Source organism: Myroides odoratus (assembly GCF_965118575.1).
Classification (GTDB): domain Bacteria; phylum Bacteroidota; class Bacteroidia; order Flavobacteriales; family Flavobacteriaceae; genus Flavobacterium; species Flavobacterium odoratum_B.
Map to the genome: position 1 here is coordinate 88,613 of NZ_CBCPHW010000016.1, position 15,157 is coordinate 103,769.

The 15,157-nt window shown below is 34.2% G+C and carries 15 protein-coding genes; 8 read left to right on the plus strand and 7 right to left on the minus strand.

Annotated elements, in window-relative coordinates; all coding sequences use genetic code 11:
- Positions 1-343 precede the first annotated feature (343 nt).
- A complete protein-coding gene (locus ACMHJ2_RS13640) occupies positions 344-1,693 on the plus strand; it encodes a sigma-54-dependent transcriptional regulator (RefSeq protein ID WP_413513415.1) in 1,350 nt (449 codons plus the stop codon).
- 12 nt (positions 1,694-1,705) lie between these two features.
- Positions 1,706-3,031 (plus strand): sensor histidine kinase, encoded by a 1,326-nt coding sequence (locus tag ACMHJ2_RS13645; RefSeq protein WP_413513416.1) that lies wholly within the window; start codon positions 1,706-1,708, stop codon positions 3,029-3,031.
- Position 3,032: 1 nt separating this feature from the next.
- Here ACMHJ2_RS13645 and ACMHJ2_RS13650 read toward each other — a convergent pair whose 3' ends face one another.
- The 5 genes from ACMHJ2_RS13650 to ACMHJ2_RS13670 form a co-directional block, all read right to left on the minus strand.
- Positions 3,033-3,362 (minus strand): MGMT family protein, encoded by a 330-nt coding sequence (locus tag ACMHJ2_RS13650; RefSeq protein ID WP_413513417.1) that lies wholly within the window; start codon positions 3,360-3,362, stop codon positions 3,033-3,035.
- Positions 3,362-3,985, minus strand: a complete 624-nt coding sequence (locus ACMHJ2_RS13655) for an amino acid permease (protein ID WP_413513418.1) — start codon at positions 3,983-3,985, stop codon at positions 3,362-3,364. The genes ACMHJ2_RS13650 and ACMHJ2_RS13655 overlap by 1 nt, the downstream gene beginning before the upstream one ends.
- A gap of 3 nt (positions 3,986-3,988) precedes the next feature.
- Positions 3,989-4,660, minus strand: a complete 672-nt coding sequence (gene trmB, locus ACMHJ2_RS13660; RefSeq protein ID WP_413513419.1) for a tRNA (guanosine(46)-N7)-methyltransferase TrmB — start codon at positions 4,658-4,660, stop codon at positions 3,989-3,991.
- A gap of 87 nt (positions 4,661-4,747) precedes the next feature.
- Entirely contained in the window at positions 4,748-5,803 is a 1,056-nt protein-coding gene (locus ACMHJ2_RS13665; RefSeq protein WP_413513420.1) for a sensor histidine kinase, read from the minus strand.
- A gap of 5 nt (positions 5,804-5,808) precedes the next feature.
- The gene (locus ACMHJ2_RS13670) at positions 5,809-6,498 is read right to left on the minus strand and encodes a response regulator transcription factor (RefSeq protein ID WP_413513421.1); all 690 of its coding nucleotides are present in this window, start codon (positions 6,496-6,498) and stop codon (positions 5,809-5,811) included.
- Positions 6,499-6,683: 185 nt separating this feature from the next.
- On the opposite strand from ACMHJ2_RS13670, the gene ACMHJ2_RS13675 reads away from it, so the two are divergent.
- The 4 genes from ACMHJ2_RS13675 (at position 6,684) to ACMHJ2_RS13690 (ending at position 12,363) form a co-directional block, all read left to right on the plus strand.
- Positions 6,684-9,434 (plus strand): TonB-dependent receptor domain-containing protein, encoded by a 2,751-nt coding sequence (locus ACMHJ2_RS13675; RefSeq protein WP_413513422.1) that lies wholly within the window; start codon positions 6,684-6,686, stop codon positions 9,432-9,434.
- A 220-nt stretch (positions 9,435-9,654) separates the two neighbouring features.
- Positions 9,655-10,800: a hypothetical protein gene (locus tag ACMHJ2_RS13680; RefSeq protein WP_413513423.1), complete on the plus strand. Its 1,146-nt coding sequence runs from the start codon at positions 9,655-9,657 to the stop codon at positions 10,798-10,800.
- Positions 10,801-10,936: 136 nt separating this feature from the next.
- Positions 10,937-11,296: a T9SS type A sorting domain-containing protein gene (locus ACMHJ2_RS13685; protein ID WP_413513424.1), complete on the plus strand. Its 360-nt coding sequence runs from the start codon at positions 10,937-10,939 to the stop codon at positions 11,294-11,296.
- A gap of 83 nt (positions 11,297-11,379) precedes the next feature.
- On the plus strand, positions 11,380-12,363 hold the full coding sequence (locus ACMHJ2_RS13690; protein WP_413513425.1) for an acyl transferase: 984 nt from the start codon (positions 11,380-11,382) through the stop codon (positions 12,361-12,363).
- A gap of 37 nt (positions 12,364-12,400) precedes the next feature.
- On the opposite strand, the gene gldC is transcribed toward ACMHJ2_RS13690, so the two are convergent.
- Entirely contained in the window at positions 12,401-12,739 is a 339-nt protein-coding gene (gene gldC, locus ACMHJ2_RS13695; protein WP_413513426.1) for a gliding motility protein GldC, read from the minus strand.
- Between the two features lie 5 nt (positions 12,740-12,744).
- Entirely contained in the window at positions 12,745-13,725 is a 981-nt protein-coding gene (gene gldB / locus ACMHJ2_RS13700) for a gliding motility lipoprotein GldB (protein ID WP_413513427.1), read from the minus strand.
- Between the two features lie 74 nt (positions 13,726-13,799).
- Here gldB and nadE point away from each other — a divergent pair, with 74 nt between their 5' ends.
- Positions 13,800-14,600 (plus strand): NAD(+) synthase, encoded by an 801-nt coding sequence (gene nadE / locus ACMHJ2_RS13705; protein WP_413513428.1) that lies wholly within the window; start codon positions 13,800-13,802, stop codon positions 14,598-14,600.
- A gap of 8 nt (positions 14,601-14,608) precedes the next feature.
- Positions 14,609-15,064 (plus strand): hypothetical protein, encoded by a 456-nt coding sequence (locus tag ACMHJ2_RS13710; RefSeq protein WP_413513429.1) that lies wholly within the window; start codon positions 14,609-14,611, stop codon positions 15,062-15,064.
- Positions 15,065-15,157: the final 93 nt, after the last annotated feature.

A 15,157-nucleotide genomic window follows, 5' to 3' on the forward strand; every position in this document is an offset into this window, starting at 1 on the left:
ACTCAAAGATAAATATTCTTCATAAAACCTCTTCTTTAACTTCTGCTAGGTGAATTTCTTTTTTGAAACCTTTCAAACAATAGCCTAAAAAAAAGCCCTATATGAAGTAAGATCTAGGAGTAACACTCCCCATCCGATTAGTAAAATCTTTTGTTTTTTTCTATTTTTACGAGGCAAAACCCTGTCCATGGTACTTTCTTTTACAGAAGTACTAACAAAAGCATGCCACGAAATAAAAAAAACACAAAACACTGTAAATCAAAACAATAAATAACAAACCAATTCCAAAGTGTTCGATAGTGGACATAAAAATGTTCGGTTTTAACTAATACAAGGCTTAAACATGAGAAAAACAAACGCTACAATTCTAGTTCTTGATGACAATACTGAAGTTTTGATTGCTGCTAGGCTACTTTTAAAACGTCATTTTGAATCCGTTTTGACGAATAATAATCCCAAAAAAATAGTTGAAATTTTAAACAATTCGGCTGTTGATGTCATTATTTTAGACATGAATTATCGCGTCGGTTTTGAAGATGGGAAAGAGGGTATTTTCTGGTTTAAAGAAATTAAACAAAAATATCCTACTGCTCAAATCATCCTCATGACTTCCTATGGACATGTAGAAACAGCTGTAGAAGGGATTAAACTAGGTGCCATTGATTATATCTTAAAACCTTGGGATAATGACCACTTGGTTGATATCGTTAAAAAAGCGGTCCAACAACGACGTAAAAAAGAATTAGAAGTAACGGTTCCATCCAATCAAGAAACTACGTATTTTGAAGGAACTTCCCCTGCCATTCAGGCAACCTATCGCATGGCGCAACGCGTAGCTCAAACCGAAGTTAACACCCTTATTTTAGGAGAAAACGGAACGGGAAAATATGTATTAGCAGAATATATCCATCAAAATTCAACCCGAAAAACTCAACCTTTTGTGCACGTTGACTTAGGTTCGCTAAATGAAAATCTCTTTGAAAGTGAATTATTTGGTTATGCCAGAGGGGCTTTTACGGATGCCAAACAGGATACAGCTGGTCGTTTTGAAGCGGCTCATGGAGGAACTATTTTCTTAGATGAAATAGGAAACGTTCCACTCCATTTACAAACCAAACTATTACAAGTGATTCAGTCCAAATCAGTCATTCGTTTGGGAGAATCTCAGTCGCGTCCTGTCGATGTACGCATCATTACAGCAACGAATGCCGATATTGAAATGGAAGTCGCTCAAAAAGTTTTCCGAGAAGATTTGTATTACAGAATCAATACCGTGATTCTTACATTGCCTTCACTGAGAGAGCGAACAGAAGATATTCCCGCTTTATTGGATTTCTTTATCACCCAATATGCTAATAAGTATCAAGTTCAAATTCCGCAAATACCTGCTTATACGTTAGAATCCTTATGCCATTATGAATGGAAGGGAAATATTCGAGAATTGCAAAATCGAGTAGAACGTGCCTTAATTTTAACTGAGGCTGAAGAATTAACGTTGCAAGACTTTGGTATTTCTGCTGTGGCTATCAAAGAAGCCAATTTAGATGACAATACCCTTCAAGATAGAGAAAGAGCCACCATTAGTAAAACCTTAGAAAAATGGAATGGCAATATAAGTCAGGCTGCAGATGAATTAGGCTTATCACGAGCTGCTTTATACCGAAGACTCGAAAAATACAATATTAAAAACTAAAACCTATCGACCATGTCATTTCACTTGAAAGTTTTTGTGCGTATTCTGGTACTGATTATCCTTACATTACTTGCTGTAGGCTTGTTTCGTCAATCGTATGTTTATACGTTTTTTATTGTGCTTCTAGTTATTATGGGAGGGCTTATCGAATTATACAGCTTTCAAAAGAAGTATTATGGCAGTATTGACCGGTTGGTTTTAGCGATGATTTACAATGATTTCTCTCTAAAATCAAACAAAAAACAAGTGAATGAAACTTTTAGCAACTTACAAACACTCTATAAAAAACTCCAACAAGAACAAGAGCAAAACGAAATCAAAGAGCTTGTTTATCTCAATATTTTGAACAATTTAGAAACAGGAATCCTTATTTTTGAACGTCAGAAAACGGGTTGGACTATTTTCTTAGTCAATGATTATTTTTCCAAACTGTTCGATATTCCCAAAGTGAAATCTTGGCAGAATCTCGCGCGCTTACTTCCTAATCTCACCCAATACTTGGAGCAATTGGAATTCAAAGAGTCTAAAACCTCCATTGATTTGCGTATGGATGGAGAAGAAAAACAAACATTCATGCTACAAACGTCAACAACAATAAGTCAGAATCAAGAATTTTACATTGTACTCCTTGATTCGATTCAAAAAGTGTTAGATAAAAAAGAAAAAGATACTTGGGGAAACTTGATGAAAGTTATTTCTCATGAAATAATGAATTCGCTAACCCCGATTCATTCGCTAGCCCATACTACCTTAGAGATATTAGAAGAAGAAACGGCTCTAACTGAAGATGATATGGACGACTTAAAACTAAGTATTCAAACTATCGCGAATAGAACCGATCATTTGCGTGATTTTATTGATAATTACCGCAAACTTACCATGTTGCCAAGTCCTACCAAAACATGGACAAACAGTGGTGAAATTCTATTAAATAGCCTAGCTATTCTAAAGCCTATATGCCAACAAAACAACATCAATCTTCACACTCAGATTGATACGCAACTTTCTCAATATTGGGATTCAAAACAGATGGAACAAGTATTCATCAATTTATTAACCAATGCTATTTATGCGGTAAAAAATCAAGAAGAAAAACAGATTAGCGTTCATTTATACGAACGCAACAATCGCCTTTGGATTGATATTATAGATAATGGTAAGGGAATTCCAGAAGAAATTAAAGCGAAGATTTTCATTCCATTTTATACCACACGCGAAGATGGTGCGGGGATTGGTTTGCCTTTGTCTAAAAATATAGTAGAAATGCACAAAGGTTATTTAACCTTTAAGAGAAAGGATAATTTGACCTATTTCAGCCTTAATTTTCCGCTTATTTAAATTAAAAATGAACGGGAGGAATCCAAAGTAACGCTTTAAAATTCTGTACTTGGTTATCTTTAACAAGAATACCTTCACTTTCCAGTAATTGTTGCATTAAGTTAGTTCCATCAAAATGATGTTTTCCACTTAATAAGCCTAAGCGATTTACCACCCGATGGGCAGGAACAGAATCGTCAAAATGAGAAGCATTCATTGCATAACCAACCATTCTTGCTGAACGAGGAGCTCCTATTGCTTTTGCAATTGCACCATAAGTTGTTACTTTTCCATAGGGAATATCTCGTACAACTGCATAAACGCGTTCAAAAAAATTAGTTGACTCAAGCACTAACGAAGTAATTTATAAAGGGTAATCAAACAGACAATTGCCGTTATGGAACCTATAATATAATTGATATTTCTCAAAAGAAAAGCATTCTCATTCGCTACTTTCTTAAAGATAGAAATATAAGCATAGAACATCATTGCTGAGCCGAAAACTACACCCACAGAAAAAATAACGGTGTACGCCCATGCAAAAATAGGATAAGAATAAGAAGCTAAGGTGACACTCAAGAAGACGTAATAGGGAATAGAAAACACATTAATTAAAGCCAATAGAGCCCCATATACATAAGGTTTTTTCAAACGTTTAACAGCCGTATTTTCTTCCTTTTTTTTTCGCTTGGCAAATCCCAAAAAATAAATAGTCAATGCACCAAAAATAACCAACCCTATTTCATGTAGGATTTCGGTTATGAAAGGGCTTGAATCAATCAATTTGGCAAAAAAAACAGCTACATAGGTTTGAATAAAGATGACAGACAAAGCGCCTAATATATATAAAATAGAAGCTTGTTTCCCCCTTTCTTGGGCCACTTTAACAGCCGTCATATTTAATAATCCCGGAAGGGAAACACCTATGACTGCTGCTAAAAAACCAAAAAATAATAATATAAAGTAATCGACCATTCTTTATTTAATTCTAAATTGAATATAAGTAATAGCCTTATTTTGTTCTAAATACTGGGATTCATAAAACGTTTGAATTTCAGTTACAATAGCAGGTGAACCATCATTTTTGTATACGTGATGATTGGCATACACTACCTCATGTCCTTCGCCATGCAACAAGCCTAAAGTATATCCATGCATAAATTCACTATCGGTCTTTAAATTAACAACTCCGTCATCCGTTAGAATGCCTTTGTAACGTTGTAAAAACTCGGAGTTAGTCAATCTGTGCTTCGTGCGTTTATATTTAATTTGCGGATCTGGAAAAGTAATCCAAATTTCACTAACTTCTCCTTTGGCAAAAGCGTATTCAATTAACTCAATCTGCGTACGCATAAAGGCTACATTAGTCAGGCCTTCTTCAACAGCAGTTTTAGCTCCTCTCCAAAAACGAGCCCCTTTAATATCAATGCCAATAAAGTTTGTATTGGGAAAACGACGAGCGAGCTCCACGGTATATTCTCCTTTTCCACATCCTAATTCCAAAACAATAGGGTTATTGTTTTTAAATATTTCTTCTGCCCATTTACCTTTTTGCGGTAAATTAGCAATCACTTCTTCTCTTGATGGCTGGAAAACATTACCAAAAGTTTCGTTTTCTCTAAATCGCTTTAACTTGTTTTTACTTCCCACAGGGCTATTCGTTTAAATTCGATGCAAAATTAAATAAATATAACGAAAGTAAAACCTTTTTATAGGGAACGCAAATTAACTTGTGTTTTAGCTATTTCCATCGGCTGCTTTCTCTAAAGTAAAAGAGAATTCCGACCCATAGCCATAACTACTTTCCACATAGATATGTTCATCGTGTGCCTCGACAATATGCTTGACAATGGACAAGCCCAAGCCTGAACCTCCTACACTTCTTGCTCCACTCTTATCAATGCGGTAAAAGCGTTCAAATAAACGAGGAATATGTTCTTTTCGAATACCTAAACCATTATCTGTGATGCGTACAATTAGTTTATTCTTAACAAGGTTTTCAATGCTAACCTCAGTTGTGCCTTTCTCTTTGCCATATTTAATGGAGTTTTCTATCAAATTGGTAATCACTTGTCCAATGCGCTCTTTATCTCCAACCACGTAGATTGGTGCTTTATAGCCCATATCAAAAAGAAGAGAAATATTTTTCTTTTTTGCTTTATATTCTAAGAAATCAAAGGCATTTTGAATCATCTCAACCAAATCAAATACCCCACTATTAAGATGTAAATCTCCTGATTCCAATTTAGAGATCATATCTAAATCTTTTACAATATAAATCAAGCGATCCACACCTTGTGCGGCGCGATCCAAGTATCGATCTCGAACTTCTAAATCATCAATCGCACCATCCGTTAAGGTTTCAAGATAACTTTGTATCATAAACAAAGGTGTCTTTAATTCGTGTGATATATTGCCCAAAAATTCGCGTCTATATTCTTCTCGAACTTGTAGGGATTCGATTTCTATTTTTTTGTGGGTGGCGAACTTCTCAATTTCCTCTGTCAATGTTTTCATATCTGTTGTTACTGCATTGGCACGAAGGTCCGTATGCTCTAAGAGAGAAACTTTATCGTAAATCTTTTTGATTCGACGGTATATAAAATGCTCTACTCGGTATTGAATAACAAAAAAAGAAGCAAAGTAAATTAAAAGGGTATGTATGGCTAAAAGTGCCCAAGGGCCTTCTTTCACCAAAAAAATTAAAGGTAATGTAATAACAAGTGAACAAATTGTTAGTAACAAGGCTGATTTAACAGCAAATTTATAGGATCTTTTAAAGCGTGTTGACATTAAAATTACATATCTAATTTATATCCAACTCCCTTAATTGTTTTAAAACAATCATCCCCTACTTTTTCTCTTAGCTTGCGAATGTGAACATCAATGGTTCTTCCTCCTACTACTACTTCATTTCCCCAAACGCGATCTAAAATTTCTTCTCGGGTAAATACCTTGCCTGGTTTTGATGCTAATAAGTACAATAACTCAAACTCCTTTCTTGGCAAAGACAATTCCACGCCATCAATCAAAATCTTATATTCATCGCGATTCACTTCTATATTGCCAATCTGAATAATATCGCTATTTTCTACTTCATCGGTACTCTTCAATCGGCGCAATAATGCTTTAACCTTACTCATTAGAACCTTCGGTTTAACAGGCTTGGTTATATAATCATCTGCGCCCGCATCAAATCCAGCTACTTGTGAATAATCTTCTCCTCTTGCCGTTAAAAACGTAATAATAACATTTTGCAAATTATCCATTTTTCGAATATTTTCACAAGCTTCCATTCCATCCATTTCAGGCATCATAACATCAAGAATAATCAGATGCGGAAGCTCTTTTTTAGCCTTTTCTATCGCCTCTTTTCCATTCCTAGCTGTTAGTACTTGATACCCCTCTTTCTCTAAATTATAACTGATGATTTCGATTATATCTTGCTCATCGTCAACTAATAAGACCTTAATGTCTGAATTTTTCATTCTTTGTATATGTGTGTTATAAAACAGTTCAAAGATAAAGATAATACATTACGTTAAGTAAAGTTTACAATTATTTAATCTCGTAACTATTTAATAACATTTACTATAAAATGTGTTAAAGAACTGATAACACACAGGACATATTTACGCTTGTTCTTTGCACTAGCTTAAATAAAATAACAAATATGAAATCAAAGTTATTATTCGTCCTATTATTTATCAGTCAAATAACCTGGGCAACTAATGGAACTATTAAAGGTATTTTACAAGATTCTGCAACAAAAGAACCCTTGGCCTTTGCTTCAGTTAGTATTAAAGGAACAACGCAAGGTGTAAATACCGATTTAGATGGTTTTTTTACCTTAGAAGTTCCTGAAGGCAAACAAATTTTAACTTTCAACTATGTAGGTTATACCTCTGTAGATAAATCAGTTGAGATAAAAGCAAATGAAATACTAGAGATTGCGGTAGATTTAATTTCGGAAAGTGTACAATTAGAAGGTGTAATTGTACAAGCAACCCGTTCAAAATCAAAAGAAGCTACCTTATTAATTGAGCAACAACGTTCAGTGGAGATGAAACAACATATCGGTTCACAAGAACTTTCCAGAAAAGGAGTAAGTGATGTTGCAAGTGCTGTTGCCAAAACAACGGGAGTTGCGAAACAAGAAGGCTCTGGAACTATTTTCGTTCGCGGTTTAGGCGATCGTTATAATAGTACCTTATTAAACGGATTACCTCTAGCATCAAATGATCCGGAAAAGAAAAACATTGATTTAAATATTTTCTCTACGGATATTGTAGAATATATCGCCATTGACAAAACGTATTTCGCCAGAAATTACGGCGATTTTGCAGGAGGAAATATCGATATTATTTCTAAAAACCATTCCGGAGAAGGGTATGTAGAAATCGGATTAGGAACAAGCATAAACACAAATGCAGTAAAACAAGATGCTTTTAAAACACTAGCTAACCGCAGTTATTTGGGTTTTTCTGATAGTAAAATTCCTGCTAATGCTTTAACTAATTACAATTTTAAAAATTCAACACAAACGGATACCCGTAGTCCTTGGGGCGCAGGATTAAACATCAACACAGGTAAATCCTTCTACTTTGGTACTGAATCCGCCTTACATCTATTTGCAACGGCTTCATTTGGCAATAATTTCAAACAAAAAGAAGGTATTACAAGAACTGCACAAGCTCAAAACTCATTCACCAAAGATTTGACTTTAGATTCTTTTGAATACAGTACAAATACAACGGGTATGTTAAATGCGTTATTTGACATTAATGCAAAAAATTCAATCAAATACAACTTCTTATTTGTCAATGATTCCAAAGAAAAAAATGAAGATTACAAAGGATACATGCGAGATATTACCTTAGATAACTCCGAATTTACCTATGTAAATAGACAAACGTATCGCCAAGATCAATTAATGGTGAACCAATTATTGGGAAATCACAAACTAACAGATCAGCTTGATTTGAATTGGGGAACAGCATTCAACACCATATCTTCTCAAACCCCAGATAGACAACAATATACACTGAACAAACTAAAAGATTTTGACAGTTACCAATTCTCCATTAACTCTAGATCAGACAACAACCGTTATTTCGAAGATTTAAAAGAAAATGAATTTGCAGCCAATCTAGCCGCAGACTATAAATTTGGTAAAAATGAAGAAAACTTATTTGACGGTAAACTAACGGTAGGTTATAACTTCAGAAAAAAAGAAAGAAATTTCAAAGCTACTCAATTTGTATTCCAAATTAATAGCGATTACAATACCAATATTAATCCAAATGCATTAGATAATTTCTTCAATCCAACTAATTTTTCCAAGGGTTATTTTGATATCTATACTTTTAGAGGAGGATCGGGGACACCTAATGCCTTGCGACCACAAACCTACGATGGTGAACTTTTAATCAATGCAGGTTTTGTAAATGTTGAATACCGATTAACAGATAAACTTTCTGGATCATTAGGTGCTCGTTTTGAAACAATTTCACAAGATGTTACTTGGCAAACACAACTTGATACAGAGGAAACAAATAATAAATTTACGAAAAACGCTTTCCTACCAAGCTTATCTTTAAAATATGAAGTAAACGATACTAATAATTTGCGTTTTGCTTTATCCAAAACATACACTTTACCACAGTTTAAAGAAAGAGCGCGTTTCATCTACGAAGATGTGACTGAAATTAAAGTAGGTAACCCTGATTTATATGCTTCTGATGATTATAATGTGGATTTAAAATGGGAGTATTTTCCCAAAACAGACGAAGTAATTTCAGCTACTGTTTTTGGAAAATACATTAAAAACCCAATCAATGAAATTGTTTCGGCCTCATCATCCAACGATATTACTTTTGCAAACACTGGAGATTATGGGTATGCGGCAGGAATTGAAATTGAAATTCGCAAAAACTTATTCAGTTTTGATGATGCTATGACTAATAAAATTACGGGAGGTTTAAATGCTTCAGTAATGAAAACCTACCAGAAATTAGACAATGAAAAAGTAAATCGCGAAAATAAATATTTAAGCACCTCTTTTACGCATGACAATGCTAGTTTTACAGGAGCTTCAGATTTACTACTTAATGCTGATATCTCTTACATCAAAGAATGGAAGAATGATCAAAAATTAATGGCTACACTTTCTTATGCGCATTTCTCTGATAAACTTTATTCATTGGGAACAGAACAGAGTGGAAACTTAGTAGATAAAGCCTTTGGATTTTTAGATTTCACCTTCAAGTACGATTTTTCAAAAAGATTCGGTATGAGTTTTAATGCTAAAAACTTACTAGATCCCGCAATAGAGAGAAAACAAGAAAACCTAACCCAAGATGTTTTAGTACAGTCCTACAAACTAGGACAAAACTTTAGTTTAGGCTTTAAATATACCTTCTAAATAAAAACAATCTTATTTCACGTAAAAGCCTGCAAGTGCAGGCTTTTTCATTTTATGCCTTTGTTGTTAGTTGTATTGTGCTAACACAACATTCAATTACGTAACAATTTTATAATATTCAAGTGTTTAATCCTAACAATTTTATGACAGGATACTAACGCTCAGTTCACGTTTCTAAACAATCTTTGTATCAGTTAAAATAAAATAACACAATTACTTTATGAAAAGATTATTTAAATCAGGTTTATCTATCGCCTTAGTATCAGTTTTAATCGCAAGCTGTTCATCTGATGACAATTCAAATGATGGTGGTAACGGAGGAGGTCCTAATCCAACAGAGAACATTGGACAAACTGTAAAAAAAGGACAAACACTTACGTTAGAAAAAAATAAGAAATATAACTTATCTTCAAAATTAGTTGTTGAAGAAGGAGCAACCTTAAACATTGAAGAAGGAGTTGAAATCGTTGGTACAGGAGGAACATCTTCGTACATTGCCGTTGCACAAGGAGGACAAATCTTTGTAAAAGGTACAACTACAAATCCAGTAGTAATGACAGCTCTTGAGAAAAAAAGAGGAAGCTGGGGTGGTTTAGTAATATGTGGTAAAGCACCTATTAACAAAGCAAAAACAGCTACTGCAGAAGTATCTGATTTAACTTATGGTGGAGATGTTGCGAATGACAATTCAGGATCAATACGCTTTTTAAGAATCGAGTACGCAGGTGCCAACTTTAACAGTGAAAAAGAATTCAACGGATTATCTTTATTTGGAGTAGGTAGCGGAACAAAAATCGAATATGTACAAGCACACGAAGGGTCTGATGATGGATTTGAGTGGTTTGGTGGTACAGTAAGTGTACAATACTTAGTTTCGACGCATAATGATGATGATCAATTTGACTGGACTGAAGGATGGAATGGACAAGAAAATAAATTTTGGTTTTCAAAACAAAGTGGAACTGCTGATAAAGGATTCGAAGCGGATAACAATGCTAAAACAAGAACTGCAGAGCCTTATTCTAACCCTACAATTGATGGTATTACCTTAATTGCAGCCAAAAAAGGAGAAGGAACAGCGATGAAACTACGTGAGGGAACAAAAGGAAAAATGAAAAACGTAGTATTAAGTGGATGGAAAACAGCTTTTGACGTTGAGCACGACGAAACAATTGCCAACGTTGGAAACGGTTCTTTACTAATCACTAATGTTAAATTAATCGATGTTACAGAAAAAGCCAAAGGCAAAAATACAGCAGGTGAATCTGTAGATGTAAATCGCGTATTTGTAGAAGGAGAAAACCAAGGTGCGGGTAATAGCACGAATGCTCCTGAATGGACAAAAGGATGGACGGTAGGTTTATAAGACTTTGATTTTTACAATTTATACCAAGAATAAGTCACCAATTTATGTTAACAAAAAATATTTGCCCTAAAAAAGCAAATATTTTTTTTCGTATATAAGAAATATTCACTACTTTTATGGTATAAATTTCATTTGAATGACTAAAAATTACTTTCATAAATGCGTATTTATTGGAGTTTTTGCCTTCCTAACTAATTTGGGTTTTGCTCAAGTTAGCGGTAATGCTATACCTCCAAATAAAACAACGGTTGTGAAAACAATTGAAGGCCTTTCTATTTATCCTAACCCTGCGGTAACTAATGGTAAAATTACAATAGAAACCAAAACAAATGAAACGAAAGACATTGAAATTTACAGTGTAGTAGGAAAAAAGATTTTTTCAACTCAATTGAGTTCGAAAGAATTAAACTTACCAAGTGCTGTAACTGCGGGAATTTATATTATCAAAATAAAAGAAAATAATGCTTCCGCTACTCGAAAATTAATAGTGAAGTAACCCATAGTATACCCTTTAAATCTAAAGCATCATGTCAACAATGATGCTTTTTTTATTGTATTTTTGTAGCAAATAATTGAATTGTGTTTACACCAGAAGATATCATTAGCATACAGACTAAAAAAGAGTTTCATAAAATAGCGATGAAAATTTATCGTTTTCAATATGAGAATAACAAGGTGTATCATGAATTTTGTAACCTCATTCGAAAAACGCCTTCCGAAGTTCGAAGCTTAGAACAAGTACCCTTTTTACCTATTGAATTTTTCAAAAGCAAGGACGTATTAAGTAGTACAAATCCGATTGAAACTACCTTTACAAGTAGTGGTACAACAGGAGCAATCACAAGTAAACATCAGGTCACAGATTTGAAGTATTACGAAGAAAGCTTTAGAAAAGGATTTTCTTACTTTTATGGACCTATTGAAGAATATGTCGTATTAGCTTTACTTCCTTCTTATTTAGAAAGAGAGGGGTCTTCTTTAATCTATATGGCACAAGATTTTATTGAAAAATCAAATCATCCAGAAAGTGGTTTCTATTTACATAATTATGAGGAACTAATTACTCATTTACATGTACTCGATCAAGAAGGTAAAAACATTCTACTCTTAGGAGTTACTTATGCCTTATTAGACCTTATTGAAAAGCAACAAATGCACTTAAGTAATGTTATTATTATGGAAACTGGAGGAATGAAAGGAAAGCGAAAAGAAATGATTCGAGAAGAGCTCCATACGATCCTTTGTGAAGGATTTGGCGTAACTAAAATCCATTCTGAATATGGAATGACCGAATTACTTTCACAAGCCTATTCTTTAGGGGATGGAATTTTTCAATGCCCGATGTGGATGGATATTGTGATTAGAGATCCGCAAGATCCTTTTACGCGATTTGATACCTACGGAAAAACAGGAGGCGTCAATGTTATTGATTTAGCTAATATCAATTCTTGCTCTTTCATAGCTACCCAAGACCTAGGGAAGAAATATGAGGATGGAAGTTTTGAAATTTTAGGTCGATTTGATCATTCTGATATCCGAGGATGCAACCTAATGATTGTATAAAAAAAGAGCGTTTTAGTAGTTAAAACGCCCTTTATTATTACTTCTCAATTAAATCGGTTTTTTCTGCAAAATACGCACAGAAATCACGCATCGTTGCAGCCATTTTTTCATCCTCTGTAGCTCTTTCATAGGTATCTGCCATAGCTACCAACGTTTGATGAAAAAACTTCTTCATTTCATCTACAGGCATATCTTTGGTCCACAAATCAATACGCAGTGTTTCTTGTACTTTATCATCCCATATTGATAATAACATCGCTTTAGATTTAGCCATATCCACACCACCATCTTTAGCCGTCCATGTTAATTTATCTGGAACGCGATTCTCATCTAATTCAACTCTAATATGAATATCAGAAATATGTTTTGTACTCATTACTATTACTTCTTGGGTTTATACTTTGATTTTTCGAAAATATCTTTTGCATTCATTGCAAAAAGCTCTTGCAAAGTTACATTATTATTTTCCATAAATGAACGAACAATTTGCCAGCCAATCCATACCCCTACACGTCCAGGAGATGCACTATCTATATCTAGATAAAACTTACTAAAAGGAGCTGGTTCTATAAAACGAGTAGTCAATAGTGCATCCGTTTCAAAAAATAATTGATTATCAACAAAATAACGCCACATCTGCGCTTCATTTGCCTCACACCATTGCAACTGTTCTTTGGTATAAGTCATCAAGGTCTCCTTAGGCACTAAAGGCAACATTAATTCTTTCGCATAAACTACCTTACCCTTTTGGATTATCGTGCTTAAAAAGGTACGATCCGCAGTATTAGGCAACTTTTGAATCACAAAACTCTCTGCCATATCTGGCAATATTTGAGAAGGCTCAAAAGTAGTGAGTGTATACTGTGGAAATCCTTTATAAAAATGATGGTCTTTTCCTAAATACGTATCCAAACTAATCAAAGCCAGAGTATCTGCATAAATTGCCTTGGCAGAAACATCTACTTCTGAAATAACGGTAATCACTTTTTTGTGATCAGACTCCTCGGGATAATAGTATTTAATATATTGAAAAAGGCGTTTTAAATCTTCAGGTAGTGTTTTCAGATCGCTATATTGCTGAGTTACTTCTTGATATAACTCTCTAAATATTGTATCTTGTTTTTTCTCTAACCAAGCTTCATCTGCAACACCTGCAGGAAACATATAAGGAAATTTCGCTTTTAAAGACTGGAAATTTTCCTTTTTTCCAGTGTAAAATTCTTGATCGAAACGCTCTACAACAACGCTCATCGGGATTTGTTCTACTTCTTTATCTAACTTCGTTGTTGAGTTACCACAACTCAAAACAAAAAAACTAGAAACCAACAATATAGGTAAAGATATTTTACTAATTTTGAACATAGTATTCTTGAATTATTTTCTGCTAGCTACAAATATAAAAAGAAGAAACACATATCAATCATAAATTTTCCATCATGAATCAAAACTTTAAAACCGAAGCGGTAACCGCACATATTGTTGAATGGTTAAAAAATTATGCTTTAGCTAATAGTATTAAAGGATTCACAATAGGAATTTCTGGTGGAATAGATTCTGCTGTCACCTCTACGTTATGTGCTTTAACGGGTTTGCCACTACTTTGTGTTGAAATGCCAATTCATCAAGCCGAATCACAAGTAAATAGAGCCAAAGAGCACCTTGATTTTTTAAAACACAATTTCAGCGCAGTTCGCACGGTAGTTTCTGATTTAACTTCAACCTTTGACTTATTTAAACAACAGGTTCCACCAACTGAAAATGAACAGCTATTACAGCTTACTCTTGCCAATACAAGAGCAAGACTGCGTATGACAACGTTATATTATTATGCAGGAATCAACGGTTTTTTAGTAGTTGGTACGGGAAATAAAGTAGAAGATTTTGGTGTAGGTTTCTTCACGAAATATGGCGATGGCGGGGTTGATATAAGCCCTATAGCCGATCTATTGAAATCTCAAGTACGTTTAATTGGCGAATACCTGAATATTCCTCAAAGCATTATCAAAGCTAGGCCTACAGATGGTTTATTTGGAGATGATCGCACAGATGAAGATCAGTTGGGAGCAACGTATGACGAACTAGAACAAGCCATGACCGCCGTAGAACAAGGAAAAACAATCGAGGACTTCCAAGGCAGAGAAAAAGAAGTATTCGCTATCTATACGCGTTTAAATCGCATAAATCAACACAAGATAAACCCTATACCAATTTGTTTAATCCCCACACATTTAAAATAAAAGCAATCATGAAAAAATATTATCTACTCCTAGGGTCCCTACTATTATTTAATAGTTGCTCTATAAATGACGATTACTTTGATACGGATATTTTTATCAGAACCGAGAATCTAGAACAATATGGCTGTTATAATACAAAAGAAAATTTGTACGTACCTACGCTTAAAGGAAATGAATTCCTAATCATCAACAATGCCATTGATTATAGAAGATTAGTTCAAGGTTGTAATACATCCGTTGACTTTAGAAACTTTGATCTTATTATAGGTCAGTATTGGGTCGAATCTAATACAGAAGATATCCGATATGTCTTTAAAAAGGATCGATATAATGAATATACTTTGTTTGTAGACTTTCTACAGAATTATGGAGGAAGATCAAGATATGTTACTTATCATGCACTTGTGCCTAAATTACACCCTTCTGAACGTGTATTTGTAGAAACCAAAGAATACCTCCCCTAGTAGTGAATAGTAAGTGGTGAAGTGTGAAGAGTTATGAGAAATGTGTTATGAGTGAAGAATACTCTTCCGTTCACCCATTTCTCATACCCCATC